At 37.0% G+C, this 25,711-nt stretch carries 27 protein-coding genes; 16 read left to right on the top strand and 11 right to left on the bottom strand.

The window, feature by feature from the left end:
- Positions 1-243: 243 nt before the first annotated feature.
- The 3 genes from WH267_RS19730 (at position 244) to WH267_RS19720 (ending at position 2,767) form a co-directional block, all read left to right on the top strand.
- Entirely contained in the window at positions 244-792 is a 549-nt protein-coding gene (locus WH267_RS19730; protein WP_340010478.1) for a hypothetical protein, read from the top strand.
- Between the two features lie 160 nt (positions 793-952).
- Positions 953-1,900, top strand: coding sequence for an NADP-dependent oxidoreductase (locus WH267_RS19725; RefSeq protein ID WP_340010476.1), 948 nt, complete (start codon positions 953-955; stop codon positions 1,898-1,900).
- Positions 1,901-2,041: 141 nt separating this feature from the next.
- Complete coding sequence (locus WH267_RS19720) at positions 2,042-2,767, top strand: type 1 glutamine amidotransferase (RefSeq protein ID WP_340010475.1); 726 nt, start codon at positions 2,042-2,044, stop codon at positions 2,765-2,767.
- 162 nt (positions 2,768-2,929) lie between these two features.
- On the opposite strand, the gene WH267_RS19715 is transcribed toward WH267_RS19720, so the two are convergent.
- Complete coding sequence (locus WH267_RS19715) at positions 2,930-3,487, bottom strand: GNAT family N-acetyltransferase (protein ID WP_340010474.1); 558 nt, start codon at positions 3,485-3,487, stop codon at positions 2,930-2,932.
- Positions 3,488-3,774: 287 nt separating this feature from the next.
- On the opposite strand from WH267_RS19715, the gene WH267_RS19710 reads away from it, so the two are divergent.
- The 3 genes from WH267_RS19710 (at position 3,775) to WH267_RS19700 (ending at position 7,174) form a co-directional block, all read left to right on the top strand.
- The gene (locus WH267_RS19710; RefSeq protein WP_340010473.1) at positions 3,775-4,569 is read left to right on the top strand and encodes a class I SAM-dependent methyltransferase; all 795 of its coding nucleotides are present in this window, start codon (positions 3,775-3,777) and stop codon (positions 4,567-4,569) included.
- 202 nt (positions 4,570-4,771) lie between these two features.
- Positions 4,772-5,350, top strand: coding sequence for a Crp/Fnr family transcriptional regulator (locus WH267_RS19705; protein WP_123319544.1), 579 nt, complete (start codon positions 4,772-4,774; stop codon positions 5,348-5,350).
- 888 nt (positions 5,351-6,238) lie between these two features.
- Positions 6,239-7,174 (top strand): ketopantoate reductase family protein, encoded by a 936-nt coding sequence (locus WH267_RS19700; RefSeq protein ID WP_340010470.1) that lies wholly within the window; start codon positions 6,239-6,241, stop codon positions 7,172-7,174.
- Positions 7,175-7,267: 93 nt separating this feature from the next.
- On the opposite strand, the gene WH267_RS19695 is transcribed toward WH267_RS19700, so the two are convergent.
- The 6 genes from WH267_RS19695 to WH267_RS19670 form a co-directional block, all read right to left on the bottom strand.
- Positions 7,268-7,618 (bottom strand): 4Fe-4S dicluster domain-containing protein, encoded by a 351-nt coding sequence (locus WH267_RS19695; RefSeq protein WP_115973322.1) that lies wholly within the window; start codon positions 7,616-7,618, stop codon positions 7,268-7,270.
- 136 nt (positions 7,619-7,754) lie between these two features.
- Positions 7,755-8,078: a 2Fe-2S iron-sulfur cluster-binding protein gene (locus WH267_RS19690; RefSeq protein ID WP_115973310.1), complete on the bottom strand. Its 324-nt coding sequence runs from the start codon at positions 8,076-8,078 to the stop codon at positions 7,755-7,757.
- Positions 8,079-8,083: 5 nt separating this feature from the next.
- Positions 8,084-9,136, bottom strand: a complete 1,053-nt coding sequence (locus WH267_RS19685; protein WP_340010467.1) for an NAD(P)/FAD-dependent oxidoreductase — start codon at positions 9,134-9,136, stop codon at positions 8,084-8,086.
- 1 nt (position 9,137) lies between these two features.
- A complete protein-coding gene (locus WH267_RS19680) occupies positions 9,138-9,707 on the bottom strand; it encodes an NADPH-dependent FMN reductase (protein ID WP_340010465.1) in 570 nt (189 codons plus the stop codon).
- Between the two features lie 5 nt (positions 9,708-9,712).
- On the bottom strand, positions 9,713-10,213 hold the full coding sequence (locus WH267_RS19675; protein WP_123319540.1) for a DUF2480 family protein: 501 nt from the start codon (positions 10,211-10,213) through the stop codon (positions 9,713-9,715).
- A gap of 32 nt (positions 10,214-10,245) precedes the next feature.
- Entirely contained in the window at positions 10,246-10,872 is a 627-nt protein-coding gene (locus tag WH267_RS19670) for a superoxide dismutase (protein WP_115973306.1), read from the bottom strand.
- Positions 10,873-11,064: 192 nt separating this feature from the next.
- On the opposite strand from WH267_RS19670, the gene WH267_RS19665 reads away from it, so the two are divergent.
- Both WH267_RS19665 and hxpB read left to right on the top strand, forming a co-directional pair.
- Positions 11,065-11,685 carry a helix-turn-helix transcriptional regulator gene (locus tag WH267_RS19665; RefSeq protein WP_340010463.1) on the top strand — a complete coding sequence of 207 codons (621 nt, stop codon included), beginning with the start codon at positions 11,065-11,067 and terminating at the stop codon, positions 11,683-11,685.
- Between the two features lie 32 nt (positions 11,686-11,717).
- Positions 11,718-12,365 carry a hexitol phosphatase HxpB gene (hxpB, locus tag WH267_RS19660; protein ID WP_340010461.1) on the top strand — a complete coding sequence of 216 codons (648 nt, stop codon included), beginning with the start codon at positions 11,718-11,720 and terminating at the stop codon, positions 12,363-12,365.
- A gap of 16 nt (positions 12,366-12,381) precedes the next feature.
- On the opposite strand, the gene WH267_RS19655 is transcribed toward hxpB, so the two are convergent.
- Positions 12,382-13,275, bottom strand: coding sequence for a GNAT family N-acetyltransferase (locus WH267_RS19655; RefSeq protein ID WP_340010459.1), 894 nt, complete (start codon positions 13,273-13,275; stop codon positions 12,382-12,384).
- A gap of 154 nt (positions 13,276-13,429) precedes the next feature.
- Positions 13,430-14,056 (bottom strand): RNA polymerase sigma factor, encoded by a 627-nt coding sequence (locus WH267_RS19650; protein WP_123319538.1) that lies wholly within the window; start codon positions 14,054-14,056, stop codon positions 13,430-13,432.
- A 242-nt stretch (positions 14,057-14,298) separates the two neighbouring features.
- On the opposite strand from WH267_RS19650, the gene WH267_RS19645 reads away from it, so the two are divergent.
- The 7 genes from WH267_RS19645 (at position 14,299) to WH267_RS19615 (ending at position 23,778) form a co-directional block, all read left to right on the top strand.
- Entirely contained in the window at positions 14,299-15,246 is a 948-nt protein-coding gene (locus WH267_RS19645) for a FecR family protein (protein WP_340010457.1), read from the top strand.
- A gap of 53 nt (positions 15,247-15,299) precedes the next feature.
- Positions 15,300-18,581 carry a TonB-dependent receptor gene (locus WH267_RS19640; protein WP_340010455.1) on the top strand — a complete coding sequence of 1,094 codons (3,282 nt, stop codon included), beginning with the start codon at positions 15,300-15,302 and terminating at the stop codon, positions 18,579-18,581.
- A gap of 316 nt (positions 18,582-18,897) precedes the next feature.
- The gene (locus tag WH267_RS19635) at positions 18,898-20,202 is read left to right on the top strand and encodes a hypothetical protein (protein ID WP_123319535.1); all 1,305 of its coding nucleotides are present in this window, start codon (positions 18,898-18,900) and stop codon (positions 20,200-20,202) included.
- A 78-nt stretch (positions 20,203-20,280) separates the two neighbouring features.
- Positions 20,281-21,207 (top strand): T9SS-dependent choice-of-anchor J family protein, encoded by a 927-nt coding sequence (locus tag WH267_RS19630; RefSeq protein ID WP_123319534.1) that lies wholly within the window; start codon positions 20,281-20,283, stop codon positions 21,205-21,207.
- A gap of 165 nt (positions 21,208-21,372) precedes the next feature.
- Positions 21,373-22,113, top strand: coding sequence for a hypothetical protein (locus WH267_RS19625; RefSeq protein WP_340010452.1), 741 nt, complete (start codon positions 21,373-21,375; stop codon positions 22,111-22,113).
- A gap of 6 nt (positions 22,114-22,119) precedes the next feature.
- Complete coding sequence (locus WH267_RS19620; RefSeq protein WP_340010450.1) at positions 22,120-23,466, top strand: S41 family peptidase; 1,347 nt, start codon at positions 22,120-22,122, stop codon at positions 23,464-23,466.
- 42 nt (positions 23,467-23,508) lie between these two features.
- On the top strand, positions 23,509-23,778 hold the full coding sequence (locus WH267_RS19615) for a hypothetical protein (protein ID WP_340010448.1): 270 nt from the start codon (positions 23,509-23,511) through the stop codon (positions 23,776-23,778).
- A gap of 77 nt (positions 23,779-23,855) precedes the next feature.
- On the opposite strand, the gene WH267_RS19610 is transcribed toward WH267_RS19615, so the two are convergent.
- Positions 23,856-24,248: a hypothetical protein gene (locus WH267_RS19610; RefSeq protein ID WP_228438913.1), complete on the bottom strand. Its 393-nt coding sequence runs from the start codon at positions 24,246-24,248 to the stop codon at positions 23,856-23,858.
- A 136-nt stretch (positions 24,249-24,384) separates the two neighbouring features.
- Between WH267_RS19610 and WH267_RS19605 the strand changes: the two genes are divergently transcribed.
- A complete protein-coding gene (locus WH267_RS19605) occupies positions 24,385-25,107 on the top strand; it encodes a sterol desaturase family protein (RefSeq protein ID WP_340010446.1) in 723 nt (240 codons plus the stop codon).
- Between the two features lie 266 nt (positions 25,108-25,373).
- On the opposite strand, the gene WH267_RS19600 is transcribed toward WH267_RS19605, so the two are convergent.
- Positions 25,374-25,652: a hypothetical protein gene (locus WH267_RS19600; RefSeq protein WP_340010445.1), complete on the bottom strand. Its 279-nt coding sequence runs from the start codon at positions 25,650-25,652 to the stop codon at positions 25,374-25,376.
- Positions 25,653-25,711: the final 59 nt, after the last annotated feature.

The raw sequence follows: 25,711 nt of genomic DNA, 5'->3' as shown, positions 1-25,711 counted from the left end.
CTTTTAAAAATGTTCAAAATCAGGACGGAATAGACTTGCTGAAATAACACTAGGTTTATGTTTTTTTAGTGTATTTTTGTTGTTATATTGCTGTAAATCAGAATTTTGTATAAGGTATAGCGAAGGTTTGAGATTTAGTGAGAATGTTGAAAAAAATGACTTATTCAGTTTGAATATAAAAAAAGAGTAAATTTGATAGGAGTTCTGTCTGAGATACTCATTTACTTTAAAAACAATCACAAAATGAAAATATCCCAATACCTGTTTATCCTGTTTTTTATGTTGTTTTCTATGGCTGCATCTGCTCAGAAGAAGAAAAATAGAGAAATGGCGCCACCGCCTCCTAAAAAAGTAGAATATGCTCCACCCACTCCCAAAAAACCGGAGAGTTTTATTACAGAAATGGATGGTAATACAGCATTCAGATGGAAGAATGAGCCTGAAACATTAACCACCTTTACTCCTGATGATCTTGTGGAAAGAATCTATGACTTCAGTGGAATGTATGCCGTACGTATTATTTCCAATTATCCGCTTGAAACAGTAAGTTTTAAAAAGCCGGATAAAGGTGATGATCGTATAATTCTTCTTGGGTATACTGTAAAATATGATGACTATGATACCATCGAACTGAAAGGAAATAAAATGACGATTTCTGATAAAAAAGATCCTAAAAAGGAAAAAATAACCCTTGACGTAACAAAAAAGGGGAATAAAATTATCAGAATCAAAGAAGTAAAGACAGGAAGAGTGTTTGATCAGTCAGAATATTCTCCATCACCATCGATATAAAGGTTTTTAATCATAGATTTTAGCTTTTGATGCCACGAATGTACGAATGAAAAAGGGATTCGTGTATTCGTGGCATTTAAAATATACCCAAACGTGAACGAAATATACCTGTTTTAATGCTTAAAATCAGTCTATTTTTGCTATTATAATGTGAAATACTATGAAAGCAATTGTATTAGAAGGATTTGGTGGTGTAGAACATCTTGTAGAAAGAGAAATTGAAAAACCAAGCATCAAAAACAATGAAGTACTGATTAAAGTGAAAGCCATCAGTATTAATCCGGTAGATGTCAAAGTACGCAGCCGAAAAGCCCCATTAGCAGAAGGCTTAGCAAAATATAACCCATTGATTTTAGGTTGGGATATTTCCGGGGTTATTGTTGAAACAGGAAGTGAAGTAACTTCATTTCAGGTAGGAGATGAGGTCTTCGGGATGATTAATTTTGCCGGACATGGGAAAGCCTATGCTGAATATGTGGCTGCTCCGGCAGAACATTTGGCTTTTAAACCCAACAATATCACTCACAATGAGGCTGCCGCCAGTACTTTGGCTGCATTGACGGCCTGGCAGGCATTTGACAGCTATGGTAAACTGAGATCCACTGATAAAGTACTCATTCATGCTGCGGCAGGAGGAGTAGGACATTTTGCCGTACAAATTGCCAAACATATGGGAGCTTTTGTTATTGCCACCTCTTCAGCTGCTAACCGGGATTTTATTCTGGAATTGGGAGCAGATCAGCATATTGATTATAAAGTGAGTCATTTCGACGAAGTTCTTTATGATCTTGATTTTGTCTTGGAGGCTGTTGGCGGAGAAAACTTTCAGAAATCAGTTAAGGTTTTAAAACCTTTCGGGACTATTGTTGCTTTGCCATCCGGATATACTGAGGAAGACGAAAGATTAGCAGGGGAAAAGAATCTGCATGCCTGTTATTTTATGTCTGTATATTCTAGTGGAAAGGATATGAGTAAAATCGCATCCTTGTTAGAAAAAGGAGTTATAAAGCCTCATATTTCTCATGTATTTGCTTTCGATGAAATAGCAAAAGCACACCAACAAATTGAAACAGGACGTACGATAGGAAAAGTAGTGGTTAAGCTGTAAAGCTTAGATGAAATCATAGACTTTTCAGGAGTTAAAAGACATACTGATACCCACTGGACCATCTGGGTTAAAAAAATCTGTATCACCTGCAAACATTGTAGATCCTGTATTTTTGTCCACTCAGAATAAAAGAGAGAGAATATGAATATACATTTTATACAACATGAAGTATTTGAAGCCCCCGGAGCATATCTGGATTGGGCAATGACGAGAGGATATCATGCTACATTTTCTAAGATATATGATAATCAGCTATTGCCTGAAACAGCTGATCATCTTGATGTACTTATTATTCTGGGAGGTCCACAAAATCCGTCTACTACTCAGAAAGAATGTCCTCACTTTAATGCCAAAGCTGAAACTGATTTAATTCAGAAAGCAATCAATGGTGGGAAAGTCGTTGTAGGAGTCTGTCTTGGCTCTCAACTGATAGGTGAGGCTTTAGGTGCTTCCTATAGCCACAGCCCGGAAAAAGAAATCGGTGTTTTTCCTATAGAACTTACAGAGGAAGGATTAGGAGATGAAAAGCTTTCTCATTTTGGTCAAACTCTTTCTGTAGGACACTGGCATAATGATATGCCCGGGCTGACTGCTCAAAGTAAAATTTTGGCAACAAGTAAAGGCTGCCCAAGACAAATTGTTGCCTATTCTGATCTGGTATATGGGTTTCAATGCCATATGGAGCTTACTCCTGAAGTGGTGGAACAGCTTATTGCTTCGGATGAGGAGCTTGTATTGAAAAGTTCTCAATATAAGTTTGTACAAAGTCCGGATGAAATCCGCAGTTTTGACTACCGGGAAATGAATGCCAAGCTGTTTATCTTTTTGGATCAGCTTGTAAAAATATATCATAAGAGTGCAATGTAATTTTGAATAGAAATTGCCTGATTAATATTTTATTTCGATTTTAAATCTAAGCCTACTTCTATAAAATTAATTTTACAAGTAGGCTTTTATATGTTTAACAGAAGATAGATACAGGATCATGTAAAGATTATTATACTTTGCAGGAGTTTAGTTTTTATAGAGTTATTGTTTTGAAAAATAATCCTCTTCAAGAATAGCATATTCGTAATTATCACTCCATCCGTTTTTTAAGGGAAGTAATTTTCTGCGGTGGGCTTCCCTTATCATTCCACACTTTTCCATGACTTTATAAGAGGCAATATTATCAACAGCACAGCCTGCTTCAATTCTATGGAGCTTCAAATCTTCAAAACCAAACCGGATGATTCTTTCCAGTGCCTCTGTTGCATAGCCTTTTCCCCAGATTTCAGGGCTGAGCTTATACCATGTTTCAGCATTTTTGTAATGAAGTTTAATAAGATCAATGGCAATAATGCCTACAAAGGTACAGCCAGTAGTTGTTTCTATTAAAAACGTAAACTTTTTGCGGCTTTGCCCGCTTTCTGCTTCTGACCTCCAGATATTGATTAACTTTTGAGTTTCCTTTTTATCTTCAGAGTAAGAACTGGGATTAAATAGCGTACTTTCAGGTTGTAAGAGCATATGATGAACATTTGAAACATCACTTACTTTGAATGTACGTAAGGTTAAACGTTGAGATTTCAATATAAAGTCATTCATTAATAATCTTTTTTGATCGATATAAAGATAAATAAAATTAGGGATTAGATAATATTCTCAACCTTGGATAAGAAATGAAAATACATTTTGAAATAGAGTTTTTAAGCTAAATATTTAAAGGCCTTTTCTGTAATAAAATAATCGAATACAGCCAAAATATAATTGCTTGGCAGTCCTTTTCATGAAAATGGATAGTCTTTTCAACATAGACAGGCTGTAAAGTCTCTATATTTGAATATTGTAATGCATGTAAATGTTTTTATAATGCCAATGAAAAAGATAATACTATGCAAGAAGAAAAAATTGACTTTTTACATCATAATGAGTCAGCCTGGAATAAACAGGCACTGGAACAGAACGAATGGTCTCAGGCTGTAAGTGCAGAGCTGATCAATAATGCAAAAGAAGGGAAGTGGGAGGTACATCTCACTCCAAAACCTTTATCTAAGGAATGGCTGGGAGTTGTAAAAGGAAAGAAAATCCTATGTCTGGCATCTGCAGGTGGACAGCAGGCTCCGGTACTGGCAGCAGTGGGAGCGGATGTTGTAGTTTTTGATATCTCAGAAGAGCAGTTGAAGCAGGATGAGCGGGTTGCAGAGCGTGACGGATTATCATTGAAAACAGTTCAGGGAGATATGAGAGATCTCAGTGTTTTTGAAGATGAGTCTTTCGATATTGTTTTCCATCCCATATCCAATCATTATGTGGAAGATGTAAATCCTGTCTGGAAAGAAGCTTACAGAGTTTTGAAAAAAGGCGGTTCTTTATTGGCCAGCTTTTTCAATCCGGTGGTTTTTGTAGCAGATCGCAATCCAAAGGATATGGCAGATGGAATTATCAGACCTAAATATACTTTACCGTATGCAGATATAAGAGATCTGAATCAGGAACAAATTGCCAGAAAAATGGAGAATCAGGAAGCATTGGTTTTTGGACATACTCTTTCTGATCTGATTGGCGGTCAAATGAAAGCGGGCTTTGTGATTGCAGATTTTACAGAAGAAATGCAGCCCCATCCAAGGTTTTTAATTGATCAATATCTGCCAACCTTTATTGCCACTAAGGCTGTTAAGTTAGGCTAAGTTGTAACGAGGAAGGTACAATTTAATAGTTACTGATATTACAGTGGAAGACGTAATCATTCCCCTCCACTGGACGGGTGGCAAAAATTCAAAGAATTTTTGCCGGAGTGGTGCCTCACTTGATCTTCAATGTATAGTTTCACTGAATTCACAGAATTATCCCTATTTTAGATGGCCAAAATAGATAGTATTGTAATTTCCAATGGATAAATCATCGATCAATAATTATTTCCATTCCCTGTTCAGTATCAGACATGAAGTGGTTGAGAAAATCACGGAAACCTTCAAGCCATTCGAATTAAAGGCGAATGCTGTCCTGTTGGATCAAAATACTATTAGTACAAAGACTTATTTCCTTGAAAAAGGATATGTACGTTCGTATCTGCTGAATGAAGACAATGAGGAAATTACCACTAATATTTATGCTGCCCCTTGCTTTGTAAATGATTTTTTATCTTTTTTCAGACAGCAGCCTACTAAAGAGATCTACCAGGCTGTTACCGACTGTACATTCTGGGAAACCGGATTGGAAAACGTACAGCATAACTTTCACAATATTCCAGAATTCCGGGAGTTCAGCAGACTTCTTTTTGTCTTGAATTATTACAATATTCACGACCGGCTCATAGAAATGGCAAGCCAGAAAGCATCAACCCGATATTCTAACCTGATGAAGAAAGACCCTGATATTTTTCAACATGTTCCATTAAAGATGATTGCTTCCTTCCTTGGAATTAAGGATAGCTCGCTCAGCAGAATCAGAAGAGATATTCATAAATAAAGGCTGGAAGTGGGAGGCTGGAGGTTAGAAGTTATTACAGACGGATCACTCCGGATAATTTTTTTACTTGATTAAGTCTTTCATGAATAAAGGCTGGAAGTGGGAAGCTGGAGGTTGGAAGTTATTGCAGACGAATCACTCCGGATAATTTTTTTATTTGATTAAGTCTTTCATGAATAAAGGCTGGAAGTGGGAAGCTGGAGGTTGGAAGTTATTGCAGACGGATCACTCCTGATAATTTTTTTACTTAATTAAGTCTTTCATGGATAAAGCCTGGAAGCGGGAAGCTGGAGGTTGGAAGTTATTACAGACGGATCACTCCTGATAATTTTTTTACTTGATTAAGTCTTTCATGAATAAAGGCTGGAAGTGGGAAGCTGGAGGTTCGAAGTTATTGTAGACGGATCACTCCTGATAATTTTTTTACTTGATTAAGTCTTTCATGGATAAAGGCTGGAAGTGGGAAGCTGGAGGTTAGAAGTTATTGTAGACGGATCACTCCTGATAATTTTTTTATTTGATCAAGCTTTCATAAATAAAGCTGGAAGTGGGAAGTGGGAAGCTGGAGGTTGGAAGTTATTGCAGACGGATTGCTTCTGATGGTTTTTTTATTTAAATATGCATTATCAAATCTGCAGCATACAATTTTATCGCAGATAAAATCTTTGCGCCTTAAAAATATTCTCAGCATTCAAAACCATTTGCGCCTTCGCGATTTTCAACAAACTCATGAAAATCTGTTAAAATAGAATAAAACTTATTTTGGGACCTCCATAACTTCCAGCTTCCAGCCTCCCTCTTCCAATATTGTCTTTCAAATTATCATTTCTTTTCATTTGTCAAGTGGTAGATTCAAATTTGTCATCCATCTTTGTCAAAAATAATTTCATGAACAAAAAGCATATTGTAGTTGTAGGATTAGGAGGAGTAGGCGGATATTTTGGTTTTAAGATCAATCAGGTTAATGAGACTTCGGAAAAATATACCGTTTCCTTTGTGGCAAGAGGGGAAACTTATAATAAAGTAAAAGAAAACGGATTGGTTTTACTTTCACCGGAACATCCCAATGACCGCACTCATCCTAATGCTATTGTGCAAAATATCACTGATATTCAAAATCCTGATCTGGTTTTGATCTGTGTAAAAGAATATGATCTTGAAAATGTCTGCAGACAGCTTAAAGAGGTTATTACTAAAGATACAATACTCCTTCCTATGATGAATGGTGCAGATATTTATGACAGAATCAGAAAAATGATTCCGGACCATGTTATTCTGCCAACCTGTATTTATGTGGCATCTCATATTAAAGAAAGAGGAACGGTAGAGCATAAAGGAAAAGCAGGAAAGATGATTGTGGGAAGAGATCCTGAGCATTTTTCCAATGATGTTGCATGGGTAACGGATTTGTTTCAGGAAAGTAAAATAGATTTTGATTTTAAAGACAATTCTTTAACGGATATCTGGACTAAATTTATTTTCATTGCAAGCTTCGGACTGGTAACTGCGAAACATAATTCATCTATAGGAACTGTTTGTGCAGATGAAGAACAGAAACACGAAGCCACGGAAATTATGAAAGAAATAAAGCAGATTGCCGATAAAAAACAAATCCAGCTTGCGGAAGATATTATAGAAAAAACTTTTGAAAAAGCGTCTACATTTCCTTTTGAAACTCCAACCTCTTTACAATTAGATATTCATTCCGGAAAGAAAGATAATGAATTGGAACTGTTTGCCGGAGCGGTTTTAAAATATGGAGCAGATGTTCATCTTGATACCTCTTTTACTCAAAAGATCTATAATGAGATTAAAGCAAAATAGGTAAGCGAAATAAAAAATATTAACCACATAGACTTCTATGTGGTTAATTTAATTTAGAAAGACAGAATAACTATAGTAATTCATAGTTTTGAATTAAGCGCCGTGCATGAAATGCTGCCGGTCAAACAATACTTCCTCTGTTTCGCGATGATCCGGATCATCAATACAGCAGTCTACCGGGCATACAGCCTTACACTGAGGCTCTTCATGAAAACCTTTACATTCCGTACATTTTCCGGATACAATATAATAGACGTCATCTGAAACGGCCTGATTATAAGTTCCGGCATCTGCTTCTGTACCGTCCGGGAAAGTTACTTTACCTGAAAGTTTGGTTTTATCCTGCCAACGCCAGTCGATGGCTCCCTCGTAAATGGCTGAATTAGGGCATTCCGGTTCACAGGCACCACAGTTGATGCAGTCATCTGTTATTTTAATAGCCATAGTTTTTATTTTTAAAATGTTATAAAAAAGGGATTCCTTCAACATTGTACTGTTTTAGAAATCCCTACTAAACTTAATTAAAACAGTTCCACCAATTTATTACATCATAAACTGTGCAAACTTTATCTTGAATCTGTTAATCTGCTGCAATTTCTATGGAAAGTCCATCCATTTGAGCAGTCAGATAGATCTGGCATGCTAACCTGCTGATTTCCTTAGAGGTAAAAAGCTCCGAAAGAAGGGCCTCTTCCACATCATTTTTTTCAGACAATGAGGCCGCTCCATTCAGAATATAGCAATGGCAGGTGGCACACATGGCCATTCCGCCGCACATGGCTTCCATAGGTAATTCGTAGGCTTTACAGATATCTTTTAAAGTAAGTCCCATCTCCAGTGGACAGATCAGGGTATGTTGAATACCGGTCTGATCTGTCACTGTGATTGTAATTTCATCTTTCATGGTTATTAGTCAATCGTTGCTACTACTTGCTTTTCGGCTTGTTTCTTCGTTCCGTCAAAACCTTCAATACCGCTTACTGTAGTATATTTTAAGACAAATTTTTTATTAGGATTCAATCGTTGGTAGATACTTTGGCAGACGATGGCTGCTTCATGGAATCCACATAGAATCAGCTTCATTTTAAAAGGATAAGTATTGATATCGCCTACAGCATAAACGCCACCGATATTAGTCTGGAAATCGGTGCTGTTATCCACTTTAATTGCATTTTTCTCCAGTTCCAGTCCCCAGTCTGTCAATGGTCCTAATTTAGGAACCAATCCAAATAAAGGGATGAAATGATCAGTCTCGATGGTCTTAATAACGCCTTCTTTGTCCACCACAATTTCCTGTAGAGAATCTTTGCCTTTAAGGCCAATAACCTCTGCCGGAGTGATCAGATTGATTTTTCCTTCATGCTTTAGTTTTTTCACTTTTTCCACCGAATCCAGGGCGCCCCTGAATTCATTCCGTCTGTGAATTAAAGTTAATGACGAAGCTATTTCTGCCAAATGGATAGTCCAGTCCAGGGCAGAATCTCCGCCACCGGCAATGACTACACGTTTTCCTGCATAATCTTCCGGACGTTTGATGAAATAGTTCACCCCACGGTCTTCATACAGGGAAATGTCTTCAATAGGTGGTTTTTTAGGTTCAAAACTCCCCAGACCGCCGGCAATCACAACTGCCTTAGCTCTATGTTTTGTCCCTTTATCTGTGATCACTTCAAACAGGTTTTCTTCCAGTTTCAGAAGATGTACAGCCGTTTCATTAAGGGTAAATCCGGGTTCAAACTGTTTGATTTGCTCATAAAGATTATCAACAAGCTCTCCTGCCAATACACTTGGGAACCCAGGAATATCGAATATGGGTTTCTTGGGATATAATTCTGATAACTGGCCTCCCATCTGTGGTAATGCATCAATAATATGGCAACGCATCTTGAGAAGGCCGGCTTCAAAAACTGTAAATAACCCTGCGGGGCCGGCACCAATGATCAGTATATCTGTTTCTATCATGTTATGATTGATTTATTATCGTTTTTTCTATTTTCTTTGTTGCAGCAATACTGATAAGCTTATCAAGCTTACCGCAATAGAATGCTGAGATTTGCTTTGGATTCTCATGATCAAATAAGGATGTTCTGAGAATAGGAACACTAAAGGGAAGTGGCCATGCCCGTAATGATTTGGCAATGGTATCCATCGCATTGATTCCCTGCATTGCCTGTAATCCATCTGCCCAGCATACCAGACCAACAGTTTTGTCTGTAAGATAAGGCTCATAAGTATTGGCCGTTACTTCCAGCCAGTCGAGGCAGTTCTTCATCACACCCGGAATGCTTCCGTGATAGAGAGGAGCCAGCCAGAAATGAAGATCGGCATCCTGAAACATTTGAGTCATTCTTTCCACAGCCAAAGGTGTTTTATTCAGAGTGATATCAAATAAGGGAATCCCGGAATCGGCGAGGGTAAAAATATCAGTGCGGATCCCAAGTGCTTCCAGCTGCTCTGATATATAGGCAGAGATTAATCCGGAAGTAGATTCTGTTCTTCTTTCCAGAGATCCGTTGAATATGATTGCTTTCATTTTGTTTATTTTTTGAAAATTACTTTTGGGAGCCCTATTTCACCATACATCAGGCTCTTTACTAAGGGTTTTAAAAGCTCAGTGGCCAATACATAAAGGGCAGGATCATGGGAATTACTTGCCCTGACAACTACTTTCTGATCTTTAAAATCTCTTAGGTCCGCATAGATCAGGCGGCGTTTCCAAAGATCAAGCAATACTTTTTCGGCACTGTTTAAATCTACATAAACAGCATAGGGTGAAAGCTTTTCCATGAGAAGCATATAAGCCCAGGGCGGAATAATAGCATCCGTTGAACAAACAATTCCAACAGCCTTGTTTTGGTACACAGAATAGTCTACTGCTGAAATTGACTCTTTAAATTCTTTTTCCTTGACAATCATCCCCATAAAAAGATGATCTTTAATATCTAATTCTACAATTTCTGTAGTGGGTTTATAGTTTAAAAAGTCAAATGCAATAATGCCTGAAGCAGCTGCTTTATTGACGAAAACCTGAGTATCCATTGCTTCTATTTTTATACTGAAAATGTTATGTGTTATCTTATTTTTGAAAGCGCTTCTTCATATTTTTTCTCTACAGAAGCCCAATCTAATACCGACCAGAATGAATCCAGATAATCTGCTCTTTTATTCTGATAAGCCAGATAATAGGCATGTTCCCAAACATCAATTCCAAGAATTGGAAAGCCTCTGTTTACCAGAAGAACATCCATCATAGGATTATCCTGATTAGGGGTAGCGCTTACCCCAATAGATCCGTTGAATTTTACATACAGCCAAACCCATCCGGAACCGAATTGCCCAAGTCCTGCCTTTTTCATCTCTGCTTTAAGATCTTCAAGACTTCCAAATGTGGTAGTAATAGCTTCCGCTAATTTTCCTTCAGGACTTGTTTTAGGTTGTGGAGAAAGAATTTCCCAGAATAAAGAATGATTAAAATGTCCACCACCGTTATTTCTCACTGCCGGGCTGTATTCACTGATTCTTTGTAGCAAGGAATCAAGATCAGGATTGGTTTCGTTGGTCTGTTCCAAAGCAGCGTTCAGATTATCTACATAAGCCTGATGGTGACGCTGATGGTGGATAGTCATTGTATCTTTATCTATAAAGGGTTCCAATGCATCATATGCATAAGACAATTGAGGTAGTGTAAATGGTTTCATTGCATTTATTTTTTGATTAATGTGAGACAAAGGTAAGAATATATTTGAATAAAACAACTTTATGGTTGTTTTATTAATTGGAGTAAGTTTTATTATAATGTGTTGTAAAACAGTGTTTTGCTTGTTGTAATTAAAGATTATAGAAAATGACTATCTTTGTTGTGGAAAATAAAACAACCTAAATATTGTCAAATGAAGAAACCGGCAGCAGATCGCATTCTGATGTTTTTAAAGATGAGAGGGGAAGCCACTTCACTTCTGATTGCTAAAGAGTTATCCATCACAAAAGAAGGAGCGAGAAAGCATTTACTGAACCTAGCAGAGGCCGGATTGATTGAACCGACAATGAAGAGTGAAGGCGTAGGTCGTCCTTCTACTTATTATATCCTTACTGATAAAGGATTGGCGCAATTTCCGGATACCCATGCGGAAGTAACGGTTCAGCTTTTAAAATCTGTAAAAAATATTTTGGGGGAAAATGCCTTGGATCTGCTAATAAGTGACAGGGAAAAGAATACTTATGAACGTTATGAAAAGGAGCTTTCCACTACTAAAACTTTAGAACAGAAGTTGGGAGCTCTGGCCGAAGCCAGAAGCAAGGAAGGCTATATGGCAGAGTGGAAAAAAGAAGGAAAAGAATATTTCCTCATAGAAAACCATTGCCCTATTTGTGCTGCTGCTACGGAATGTCAAGGGTTTTGCAGAGCTGAGCTTTCAAATTTCCAGTCACTGATTGGAAAAGAATATCATGTGGAAAGGGTAGATCATATTATTTCAGGTGGACAGCGGTGTGTTTATAAAATCAGTCAGTAATATATTTTAATTCTTTAAACTTATTCTTACGTATGGCTTTAAAGGCAGTAATTTTTGATATGGACGGGGTTCTTGTAGACTCTGAAGGCTTCTGGGCAAAAGCGGAACTGGAAGTATTTTCATCATATGGTGTTCAGATAACGGATGAGCTGGCTGCCCAGACAAAATATATGACTACAAAAGAAGTTACAGAATTCTGGTACGGAAAATTTCCTTGGGAAAATCTGGATGTACCTTCTGTAGAACATGAAGTTGTATCTAAAGTGATTGAGCTGATACAGACTGAAAACTGTACGATGTCCGGAATACAGGAATTTGTTAAAGATCTTAAAAATAAAGAATATAAAATAGGATTGGCTACCAATGCCCCTTTACGGGTTGCTGATGCTGTTCTTGAAAAACTTCAGATCCGTGATTACTTCGATACGGTTCACTCATCGGAATTTGAGGAGCAGGGAAAGCCCCATCCGGCAGTATATCTTACTGCTGCCCAAAAACTGGGAATATCACCAGAGCACTGTATTGCCATTGAAGATAGCCATTCCGGATTGAAGGCTGCTAAAGCAGCCGGAATGAAGACCATAGTCTTTACCAACAATGATCAAAGTATAGATTTTGAGCAGGCAGATTTTAAAATAAAGGATTTTAAAGAAGGTTTGTTACCTGTTTTAATCCACTAATTATCTTTACTTGCTACTAGTAATGTGAGGTTAAAGGAAATATAAAATGCTTTGGAAAAAGTTTTCTGTTTTCCTGAGGAAAAATATGCAGTGCATCTTCATCGAAAGGATTAAGTTTTACCTCCAGCTTGCCTCCAAAATCAGTATCAGGAACAAAAAAGAATTGTATCTGTTGGGTTTCTTCTAGGATTATTGTTGAGACTATTTCTTCCAGATTAAACAATTTTGTAGATAAAATATCATAGATTCTGAGCATTTCTTTGTCATATTCCATGATCACGATGCATTCTTTTTCTGCTGAGTAATAAATTGATTCATCAAATTGAAGAAGAAAATGATACATTGCCAAGCAGGAATTGGGACTGAAATCTATAGTATTAGATAAAGAAGCATGTACTTTACTGAATTTCTCCATCAAGGAAATATGCTTCGGATCATTGATTGATAAAGGCTGCCAGTCTGATTTTTTACCATGAATATTCGTCGTATCTCTTAAAATAAAATCACTCTCATCAACGCGGGTAAAACCAAATTTTGGGTAAAAATCCAATACTGTTTCATTAGCAAATAAATAAAAGAATTCGTATTGATCTTTATATTTTTCCATTACATAATTCATTAAATATTTGGATAGCCCTTGATTCCTATATTCAGGGTGAGTCATAACGCTCCCGATTTGCAAACAGTAGTAATTTTGTCCTTTTAAAACCATATTCATGGGAGCTACAGAGACATTAGCAATTACTTTAGTGTCTTCTAAAATAAAAAAAGGAATAAAAGTTTCATCCCAATATTCCATAGAATACCAAGGCTCATAGTCGCCATCTAATGCTAGCTCATAAAGTTCATTAAAACTTTTAAAATGGTATTTTATATTTTCGTGCCCCTCCAGAATCGTTCTCTCCTGCATGATTTTAGTTTTAGTAGCTAAAAATAATAAAAAAATAGATTCTGTGCTATAATTCAGAGATTTATCTATAAGAAAAGCGGAAGGATTTAAAAATAATAAATTTAAAGAAAATATTGGTTGCTGATAGAGCAAGTAAAATGTGTACCTGTTTTATTCAATATTTCGTGAGCAGTTCCATCAGCATTAAAATGGAGATTAGTTTTTTGGAAGATTGATATTCCGGGCTCAGCTGTTCTCGGATCTCGCCCAGCGCTTTACTTAATTTATTACTTACTGTCTTATTGCTAATTCCCAGGGCTTCTGCTGTTTCATTAACAGATCTGTTTTTTCGGATCCTCATATCATACACCTGCTGTTCGGTTGACGGAAGTTGCAGAACGATTTCATCAATCATAGATAATAAAATACTGACCTCATTTTCCTCAAGAATTTCAAAATACTCACTGTCTGAAACATCTATTTCTGCAGGAATATCAAATTCATCAATACTTAATGTTGGGGGTGCTTTTTTAAGGCTATTATAGTAATCCAGAATCCGATAATGCAGATGGCGCAGCAGATAGCCTTTCGCACTTTCTGCTTCATCTGTTTGTATCATCTCTGTATTTTCAAGAATCTTTATCCATAAATTCTGAAGCAGCTCTTCGGAAACCTCTTTATCCCTTGTCCGCACGAAAACAAAACGGTATAGATTATCCCAATACCGGTCATATAACAACATAAATGCAGGTCTGTCACCTGATTTTATTTGCTTTAATAAAGTAGAATCTGTTAGGCTCATATTGCTGCAACAAAATTACCTAAAGGAAAATTAACTTTTTGTGAACTTTAATTATGGTAAGGTTAAATATTTATGGCAAATATCCATTAATTGTGAATTTAATGTTTAGTAAATGTAAAATAGATTGAAAACTCTTTGGGTTTCGCTGTTAATATGAACAGAATATTAAAAATGACCTGGGGAAGTTTCTCATTTTCATAGTCTTATTGATAGAAGTATCGGTGAATACTATGAAATATTTTATGAAACGTTTTAATTATAAAAATATCGAGGCCTTTGTTTTCAGACTTTGGAGCCGTGAAGTTTCAGAGGAAAAGATCTCTGAAAAGGAAAAGGAAATTTTAGAGAAATGGAAAGTTTATGCAGAAAAAGATCTGGATGAAGTTCATTTGCAGGAAGCTAAAGAAAGAGTACTGGCTGGTCTTGAGCATTATTTCATTCCTTATAAAATAATAGGGAAAAGAAATCGTCTTCAGAGCAGTGTCTACAAAATCGCTGCGGTCATTATTCTGTTTTTAACATTAGGCGGACTTTTTACTTACCATACATTCATCAAGCCGGATGTTTATCTTGCTGTATCCGAAAACAGGATTGTTCGTCTTGAAGACGGATCTGTTGTAACCTTATTACCCGGAGCAGAACTTACGGTGGCAAAATCATTTCCTGCTTCTACCAGAGTAGTGGATTTAAAAGGAGATGCTATTTTTTCTGTAGCCAAATCAAAAATTCATCCTTTCATTGTTCATGCCGAAGGTTTCAGTACGAAAGTATTGGGAACGGTGTTTAAAGTTTCCCAATCCGGGAAGAAAAAAGCAGTAGATCTTTATGAAGGAAAAGTGGCTGTATCTTCTGCCGGCGTGCCTGTTTCTTATCTGAAGCCCAATCAGAAATGGACCAATCTTGGGGTTTCCCGTACAACAGCTATTATTTCATTCGCTCCTGACAAAGTTTCCGGGAAAGAGAATCCTAAGCTCCTGTCTTTAAGTTTTAATGATGTTCCGTTAAAAGAGGTGATTACAGTGCTGGAAGGGAATTACAGTACAAAAATTCATTATCCAAAAGAAGCAGAAGATAAAAAGATTACAGCAGATTTCACAGGAGGAACTGTTGGTGAAAATATTGAAGCACTAGCCTTTATTCTGGGGTGTGAAGTTCAGAAAAATGATAATGCCTATATCCTGAAAAAATAAATATCAAAAAAACAAATAATCAGATAACCTTAATCAAAAGAGAACACTTACGTATGAAAAGTTTGAAATGTGGTTTTACCATAGCAGCCCTATTTTTTACTGTTGCAGCAGAAGCACAGGAATTGGTTCAGAAAGTTTCATTTTCTGTTCCTTCCAGCAGACCGTTAATTGAAGTTCTGGAAGAATTTGCAGGGAAAACAGGAATGAGGCTGGCATATTCAAAATATGATATTAAAGAGCTGAAGGTAAAAGGAGTAAAATGTGAAAATTCCTCTATCAATAATTGCCTGAAAGATATTACCAATGGACTTCCTGTAGTATTCCGTTTACATGGAGATCTTATTTCAGTAAAATATGAGAGTTCTAATGCTTCTATTCCGGGAAACGGACGGATCTCCGGAAAAATAGTAGATGAAGTAGGAAATCCAGTGGTCGGAGCAGAGATTAATATTGCCGGGAAATCAGCTGTGACAGACAATAATGGAGATTTCTCTGTAGATCTGCCTTCAGGGCTTTATAACATGACGGTGAAAGCACCTAAATACAATACGCTTCGGGTAGAAAAATTATCAGTCAGCAATAAAGAGACGAATACGGTTTCATTTGCATTGAACAGGGCATCTGATAAAATTACAGATATTAAAGAAGTAGTAGTGACAGCAACCCGTAAAGCAGATACTCAGGCTGGATTATTGGCTCAGCAGAAAAAAGCAGCCCAGATGAGTGACGGAATTTCTGCTGAACAGATTGCTAAAACACCGGATAATGATCTGGGCGGAACATTGAAAAGAGTAACAGGAATCACCACTATAGATAATAAATATGTTGTGGTACGATCTATGGGAGAACGTTGGAATACAGCTGCTATGGATGGAATTAATCTGCCGAGTACGGAAGCTTACAATCAGAACTTCTCTTTTGATATTATTCCTACGTCAATGGTGGAAAGTGTTGTTGTAAGTAAATCTGCAACACCGGATATGAATGCCAGTTTTGCAGGAGGTTTTGTAGAGGTAAGAACCAAAGATATTCCCAATGAAGACTTTACCACCATAAGTATGGGAACTTCTTATAACGATCAATCTGCTTTTAAAGAATTCCTGACCCGCAAAAGAGGAAAGTACGATTATTTCGGGTACGATGACGGAACAAGAGATTTTCCTCAGGGTCTTCAGGCTATGAACTGGACCAATCCGATGTTTTTTGAACAATCCCGCCAGTTTAAAAATGACAACTTCACAAATTACAAGACAAGAGGAGATATGGGCTCCAATTTACAGCTTGCTTTAGGAAGAACCTATGCTCTTAAAAATAATAACAAATGGGGCTTTGCCGGAGCATTTATTATGAGAAACGAACAGAATAAGCTGGATATAGATCATACGGGAAGGGGCAATTGGCTGGATACGTCAGGTACTGCATTTGATGCCAATGGGAAAATGCCTTTTTATAATTTTAAAAATTCAGGAGCTTCTTATAATTATAATTCTACGGTAGCTGGGATGTTGAATTTTGGATTGCAGTTAGGAAAGAACAGGTTTTCATTCCGTAATTCATATACCCATATCTATGATAATACCCTGACAAGGATTACAGGATGGGATGAGTATACTAATGGAAGTGGTTCACCCGCTGAAGCAGAAGCTTCGTACAATTATTTTTATCACGGAATAGCTCCTAATAATGATCCGTCAAAAATCGCGTCATTAGACAAACCTTTTACAAATAATACAGTTTATCCTGTTTATCAGATGTTTTTACAGAATAAGCTGGAAGGAAATCATAAGTTCGGAAATATAGAGGTTAACTGGTTTGCTGCCAGAACGGGAGTTTCATCAGACACTAAGGATTATACTCAATACAATACTTTATATAAATTTATAGGACGTGAGATTCTGAATTATCACGTAGCCAATAATTCTGCAAGTGATTTTGCAAGAGGATTCATTGCCAGCAAAGAAACAGATTATAATTATGGAGCTTCTTTCAAATGGGGCATGAACAGAGGGGACTTTAAAAATGATATTAAAATAGGATACGCAGGAGCTTCAAAATCCAATACCAATCAACAGCAGAAATTTTTATTGAGAGTAGATGGAAACAGGAGCGTTCCAAATCCTAAATTTTTGGAAATGTACGGATCTCTTGCTGACTGGTTTGACGGCTCTCATTATGCACCTGGAGGAATAGGGTGGGAGACAAGACCACTGTATGTAGATGGTAAATATGAAGGAGAAGTTGAGCAGCATGCTATGTATGTGATGTTTGACAACCGCTGGAAAAATAAATTCAGATTAGTCTGGGGATTGCGTGCAGAATACTTTCAATATGACCTTGTTTCTCAGCAAATGGAATCCAAAGACTCCAATAATTTCCCCCAAACGGGTATAGATGATAAGCCATGGCAATGGATGCCTTCAGCCAATTTTACGTATAGTCCCACCAGTAAAATAAATCTGAGATTAGCCTACAATAAGACGGTAATTCGTCCCCAGTTTAATGAAAGAACCGGATTGCCTTATTTTGATCCGATAGCTAATGGGCAGATATTCAATACCCATATGGTATCATCTACAGTTAATAATTACGATTTTAAATTTGAGTGGTTTCCGGGATTAGGAGAAATATTTTCAGCAGGGCTGTATTACAAAGATATTGACAGACCTATTGAAAGGGAAGGATACATTACCGGAGAAGGAAACTTACAGCTCTACAACGGAAATTCTAAAAATGCAAAATTGAAAGGATTTGAAGCAGAAGTTAGGAAAAATCTGGGCTTCATTGCACCTAATTCTTTCCTGGAAAAGCTCTTCATCAATGGAAATTTCACCTATAATATTACCAAAGTAATTGCCTTTAAAGATAAAGGGAATACAACAGATCAGGATGCCACTTATGAAGTAGACAGACCTCTTTACGGGCAAACTCCTTATGCTTATAACGTAGGATTAATATATGATGGAGAAAGACTGGGATTCAGCTTTTTATATAATGCTAAAGGGGATCAGTATATTACTGTAGGATATGCTTATAACGGAGAAGAAATCCAGCGCCCTTATGCTGTAGCAGATGCACAGATCTCATATAAATTCTTAAAAAACAGGAATTTGGAACTGAAGCTGAATGTAAGGAATATGTTCAACAGGGTAAAGGAATATTATAACAATTTCAACTCTTATCTGGGATATACTGACAATATAGGGAATAAGACTGCCAGAGAACTGCAGGAACTTGTACCTGGTGCTACCAATAGATATGATAAAGATATTGATAAAGTTGTATTCCGTGCTTACAGCGGAAGAATATTCGGGCTAAGTATCAATTATACATTCTAATATCGCATTAATACTAATAACTCAAACAATAAAAAGAGCTCTCAATATAGAGGTGTACAGGTTTCGGAAACCTGGAAAATGGCCCGGAATAATACTGATGATGCGCACAGCAGTACCAGATCAATCAAAAACCGGACGCTATGGTCTTTTCCCGGAAAATAGCGGATAAACAGGGAACTCAGACAGCTCAGCTCCTCATGGTCTGTAAGATGTAAACAATAACCAAATCGCAGAAATATAGAGGTGGATATTTCTGAATATTAAAAAAACTTCCGGTCATAAAAATAAATAACCGGATTTACCAAAAATTATAACAATGAAAAGATTAACTCTAATTGCAGTTGCTGCATTATCTCTTACAGCTTGTCAGAACGATCATTTAGCAGATTCTTCAACTCCATTTGAAATGAAATCTACTTCAGCTGAATATCTTACAGCTTCTGCACTACCTGTTACTAAAGTGAGTGGACCTATTACTTCCAATACAACATGGAGTGGAGTCATTGAAATTGATGGTACTGTAGCCGTTAAAGACGGAGCAACACTTACCATTCAGCCAGGCACATTTATCAAAGCAAAACCTAATGCTATAGGAGAAGGTTCTGGAATCCTTGTGATTACCAAAACAGGAAAAATCAACGCTACCGGAACTGAATCTCAACCTATTGTTTTTACAAGTTACAGACTTTTAGACGGAGATGAAGATACTACAGCTACTCCGGGAGATTTCGGAGGGGTAATTCTTTTGGGAGATGCTCCTACCAACGTACCTTTTACAACAACTGTAGAGGGGCTTCCTACTAATAATCCTGAATTCTATTTTGGCGGAACAATCTCTGGACATAATGCTGGGATCATGAAATATGTTCGTATTGAATTTGCAGGTTATGATTTTGTAGGGGCTAATTCAGGAAACGAAGTTAATGCTTTGACGTTAGCTGGTGTTGGAAACGGGACTACTTTAGATCACATCCAGGTTTCTTACGGACAGGATGACTCTTTTGAATTCTTCGGAGGAACAGTGAATGCTTCCAATCTGATTTCTTTTGCTGCAGAAGATGATAATTTTGACTTTGACAACGGGTATACAGGAACAATTACATGTGCTCTTTCTTTAGCTGATTACAATTCATCACACACTGTAAGCGGTGGTAGCCCTGACTCTAACGGTATTGAGCTTGATAACAATGCAACAGGTACGGCTACAGCATTAATCACAAATCCTGTTATCAATAACCTTACTATTATTGGAGCTAAATTCGGAAATGCAGGACAGGGAGCAGCTTACGAAAATGGTATCCACATCAGAAGATATGGTAAATTAACATTAAACAATGCTGTGGTAACAGGATATCCTGTAGGAATCAAAGTAGAAAATCCAGGATCTGAGCTTTCTTCAGCTTCTAATTTCGCATCAATTCAGGTGCATGGATTTACAACTTCTGTTACAGGAGCTGGAACTACGGGAATCCCAACAGCTAACCTTCTTACAGGAAGTACAGCTGCATTATGGGGAATGAGTCAGCCATTCTTTAACGAAGGAAGCTGGAATGTATCGCCAAGAAACTGTGGAAATTTCCAGGGTAATTGGACAAAATACAATTTTGCTATTGTAAACTAAAAAATTATACAAGCAAGGAACGGCCTATGTTCATTCCTTGCTTTCTTTTTTCTTTTAAAAATATTAATAATCAGTATCATGAAAAAAATAATTTTATCATCTGTTCTGTTTTTATCTCAGCTGGCCACAGCACAATCTCTGGTTTGGGGAAATACTTTTGATACTCCTGACGATCTTCAGGGGTGGACATTCCATGATCTGAATGGTAACAACAACGGATGGATTCAAGGAGCCAATATCTATCACAATGGTACCTCTTTAACCTACGGAAGCACAGGTGTTCTAAGACACTCTACAAACCTGGTTCCATCAGGAAGTGCTACAGGATTTGGAACTGAAAATGACTGGATTATTTCTCCTCAGATTGACCTCACCGGGGCATCAGGAACTATCACGCTTACTTCTGCCATTGGAAGACAGAGAGCTTCCCATATTATTGTGAGCCGGGATCTTTATATCTATGTAAGTACTCCTCAAAAAGAAGTTCCTGGTTTAGCTGATTTTCAGGCAATGACAGTAGATGGGTCAGGAAACTATCTTCAAAGTCCATATAAAATACAGGTAGGTTCTTCAACTAATCCTTTTCCGGCAGATCTTACTCAATTTGGAGAAAGCCTTGTAGACCTTTCTGCTTTTGCAGGAAAGAAAATTTATATAGGAATGTGGGCCAACAGAAATGCCAGCGGAAATAATATCATGAATATCAATATTGATGAAATGGCTATCTATGCTACATCCTCAACTCTAAGCACAAAAGATGTAAAAAAGAAAGAAAATCTGACAAAAATTGCAGAAAATCCGGTGAAAGAATACTTACAGCTTCAGCTTAATCCTGCATTAAAAGAAAATATAACAGCAATTCATATTTATAATGCAGCAGGACAGAAAGTTCTTACAACTCAGTACTCAAGATTAATCAGTACAGCAGTTTTATCAGAAGGAGTATACATAGCGGAAATAACTGATGGAAAAACTACAGAACGTTTGAGTTTTATTAAAAAATAAACATTCTGTTTTAAAAACTGACCATGAAATTTTACTATACAATAATGGATGACCCTTGTAAAAGAAGAGGTTATCCAGAACATATCCAACTAGTTTTTTTATAATTGTGTATTGCCCTGCACAATGAGGCAGGGCAATATTTTTAAGATTAAAATAATATAAAAGATGAATAAGATCTTTGCACTGCTATTATGCATCATATTGTGTTCCTGTACAGACAATACGGTGATGGGAAAATATGATGTGGCACAAAAACCTGGAGAAGTAACTATCAAAGGATACTCTAAGCCGGACATACTTCAGTTGAGGCTTAACGGAGAACCTGTATCTATTGACGGGAAAACCTCCTATACCAATAAAATAGAAACCAAGCTTGAGTTTGTCGTGGATGAAGGAGAAACCAACAAGCTGGCAATATATAATAATGAAACAGGGAAGGAAGTGATGCAATATAACCTTACCTATGATAACATAGAGAACTATAAAAAACTATATTTCTTCAATCTTCCGGGGATCTTTCTGCAGGCTGAGGCGATAAAACCACAGGTTAATCTTGGGAAAGTAGGGTTTGAATTTATTTTCCCAAATCTGGGCGAATTTTCAGGATCACCCCTTAAAAATATCAAAGGTGTTTTAAAAAGAGAAAACGGTACCATACTGGCAGAATTTGATAATATAGGAAAAGATAGTTTCACCCCTGTAAAAATCTATAGTTCTTTCAGTTCAACAGCTCCTGTATATCTAGAATTGTACAAACCCGGAACTACAGAACCTTATGCCGGGTCAGCAATGATTAAGGTAAAAATAAAACAGGATATGGGTGCTAATATGATCATCCTGCAGGAAAAGTCAGAAAATGGAGTATGGGTAGTAAAAGGAGATGTTGATGTAGCAGAATACTTATAATCAGGGATGAAAAACTTTTTTAAACTTCAATTCATAGCAGTCATCATACTCCTCATTTCCTGCACGGATAATGATGAAAACCCTCCTGCCTTTCCTGAAGGAAGTACAGAATCTGTTAACCTTTGGGTACGGGATAGTCTGAAACGGTATTATTACTGGGCAGATCAGATACCCGCCAAACCGGACTATCATCTTCCTGTAAAAGAATTTTTTAAAAGTCTGCTGGCTCCCCAGGACCGGTTTTCTTTTATTGTAAATACTGAAGATCCCTCCAGTTATCCACGTTCGATCCGGAATATGTATGGTTTCGATTATACTGTTCTTCAGCAGACCAATGGGGAAGTGGTAACGGTGATTAAATTAGTTCTTAAAGATTCCCCTGCATTCAATGCGGGACTTGAGCGTGGAATGATTATTACCAAAATCAATGGAAAAACAGTGACGGCAAGCAACGCTGAAGCCATAACTTCTTCTATGAAAGATCTTACAGTCTTAGATCTTAACGTAGGAAGCTGGAGCAATGGAACGGTTACTGGTGAAAAGGAGATTAAGGTATATTATGGATTATCCTTTGAGCAACCGTTATTGTCTAAAATATTTGAAAAAAACAGTAAAAAGGCAGGCTATCTTTATATTTATGATTTTCCGGATGGAATAACACAGAAACTCAGCCAGAGATTTGCAGAGTTTAAAGCCGCCGGAGTACAGGAACTTATTCTTGATCTTCGGTATAATTACGGAGGATCAGTGTCTGCCGCTGCTGCTCTCTGCTCTCTGATTCCTTCGGGAATATCATCTGCTTCTCCATTCATCATTTTTAAAGGAAATAAAAATGGTGGTGAAGTGAAGAGAACATTTGCCCAGCAGATCGCTTATGACCCGAAAGCGCTTGATTTTAATACTTTACGTACAAATGCTTTAGGGTTGAATAAAGTCTATATTCTGACTTCAAACAGTACAGCTTCCGCTGCTGAAATAGTCATCAATAATCTGAAACCTTATCTTCAGGTAATTCAGGTTGGGGATGTAACGCTGGGAAAAGATATGGCAGGATTTACCGTGGAAGACAAACGGAAGCCACAAAAGATCCGTTGGCAGATGCATCCGGTAATTTATAAAGTATTTAATGCTAATGGTGCTGGTGAATACAGTAACGGAATTTTGCCACAGGTTTCAGTTAATGAATATGCTGCATTGCCGTTATTGCCTTTAGGTCACGCCGATGAAACATTGATTTCCTCTGTTTTGAACGGAACTTATTTTAAATCTGTACATAAAGAAGCATCTACCGGAGAAGTTAAGATCTTATATCAGAGTGATGTGCCTCCAATAGCTGTTGGCAGGAATTTATAGCATACACTCTGACCTAAGAAACGCTCATTAAAAATTAAGACCATGCAGGGAATAGAACCAAAACTTCACACAAGCCTTACCAGCCGTATTGAATATTACCGCCTGTTGATAGAAGCTGCAGATGATTCTGAAACCCCTTCATCTGACGTCATTACACAGATTGCCGAGTTGAGTAATCTGTATGAAGAATATCTGAAAAATAAAAAGAACCTTGAAGAAAGCATAAAAAACTACAGAGCCTATCATAATGATCTAAGAAAGAAACTGACAGTGAGGCTCCGCGAAATTAAGAGAAAAACAAGACATAAGTAATTCGTTTTCCACCAGTAGATCAAGTGGAGTACTATTAATATAAAAAAGCCCTAAATGGGCTTTTTTTATTATTGAGATTATTGTTTTAAATCACGTTTTGTAGGGAAACTTTTCTTTAATTCTTCTTTAATATCATTATCAAGATTGGCAAACTCTTTTCTCATTAGCCAGTGATATACATTTTGCTGGCCTGTTGTAACAACATAAGCCTGTTCAAAATCCCATCCCAATGATCCCATATAATTCATAGCATCCACCATCGAGTTAAATTCTTTATTAGAACCATCCTGATTTTTCATTCTGTTGCTTTCCCAGAAACTTGTAGCCTGACCATAGTCAATTTCAACAGTTACTTTTTTACTCATAAATTTGGAAGTTCCAACAATTTCCGCGTAAACGTACTTAGGAGTTTCTTGTGCAAAGATGAATGATGCACTTGTGATTGCCAACATCAATAATAATTTCTTCATTTTAAAAATTTTGCGCAAAGAAAGTGAAAAATTACATTATTCCTGTTATGGAAATCCGTAATAGATAAGTGATGGAGGCTGATATTAAAGGTAAAATTCATATTTTTATAGTCTCAAGTTGAAAGTTAACAAGTTTATGAATTTTAATGAAACTGTACTTTCCGGTTATTTAAAAATATTCTGGCAGTTTTCCTGGCCGGAATGGCTCATGTTTAGCCTGATCAGCAATGTTCTTTTGTACTTATTTTCTATCGGACTGTATCTTTTCATAGATAAAACCTGCCATAAAAGTCCTTTGCAGGAGAAAGATCATCCTGTTTCAGCATCCGATTTTTATCTCAGCCTTTTTACCGTTATCTGTAATAGCCTTGTCATGCTGATAGGTGTATTTTTATGGAAGAGCGGCTGGATTGAACTGGGAAGCACTCAATCAATAATGAGGATTGGTCTTGAGGTTATGGCATTACTCCTTTTCATGGACCTCTGCATGTATTTCTTCCACTATGCTGCCCATTTACCTTTTGTTTATAAACTGATTCACGGAAAGCATCATGAGCATGTAAGCACCAATTATCTGAGTCTTTTTGTTCTTCATCCTTTTGAAACCATAGGGTTTGGATTGATGATGCTGGTGTTATTGGTCTGTTATGACTTTTCTGCGGTTTCCATTTCCATTTACCTGCTGATCAATCTCATTTGGGGAACCATAGGACATTTAAACCGGGAATTTTTTCCATCCAGTTTTGATAAGTTTTTTGTAGGAACCACCAGATTCCATAATCAGCATCATTTGGATGAAACTAAGAATTTTGGTTTCTACACTTCCATTTGGGACAGATTGTTTAAAACGTATAAGTAGATGACATCTGTTTATTTCTTAGGATAAAATTAATTGAGATAAAATTGGAATGGGTAAATTCTCACGCAGATTTTACAGATTATGTAGATCTTTTAAAGGCTTTTTAATAGCCACAGATACACGAATTAATAGTTTTATTTTGTTTAAAAACTATGTTGCAATGTGGTTTTAATTTTTTTTACCACATACTTAGAATATTTATAAGAAAGATGTCCGGAAGTAGATGGAGAATAATAACTCCCAACTTCTGGCTTCCCGCTTCCAACCTAATTCACATTCAATTCCTTAGCTTCATCCCAGCAGGCTGCACAGAGAATTTTATAGTCACAATTCACAAACCAGTCTTCCTGATCCTGGTCTGTTTCAATCTGTTTCTCAGTTTCTGCACACTGATCACACCAGGCATCGGGGCGACCAAGGTCAGTTTCATCAAACTCATGAAAGCCTACAGGAATTCTATCCAGAAGACTATGAGCGAGGTGGGTGCAAAGCAATCCTATTTCCTGCTTTCCATGTAATGAACATTCAGTATATTTTTTTGACATTTTTAAAGAAAATTGTAGTATAAATCTTAGATGAACTCAAAGCAGATTACTGCTTTTTT

It is taken from the genome of Chryseobacterium sp. MYb328 (genome assembly GCF_037572595.1).
In the GTDB taxonomy this organism is placed as follows: Bacteria; Bacteroidota; Bacteroidia; order Flavobacteriales; family Weeksellaceae; genus Chryseobacterium; species Chryseobacterium pennae.
Note: the sequence above shows the minus strand (reverse complement) of the source record. Positions and strands in the feature narration are given on the sequence as shown.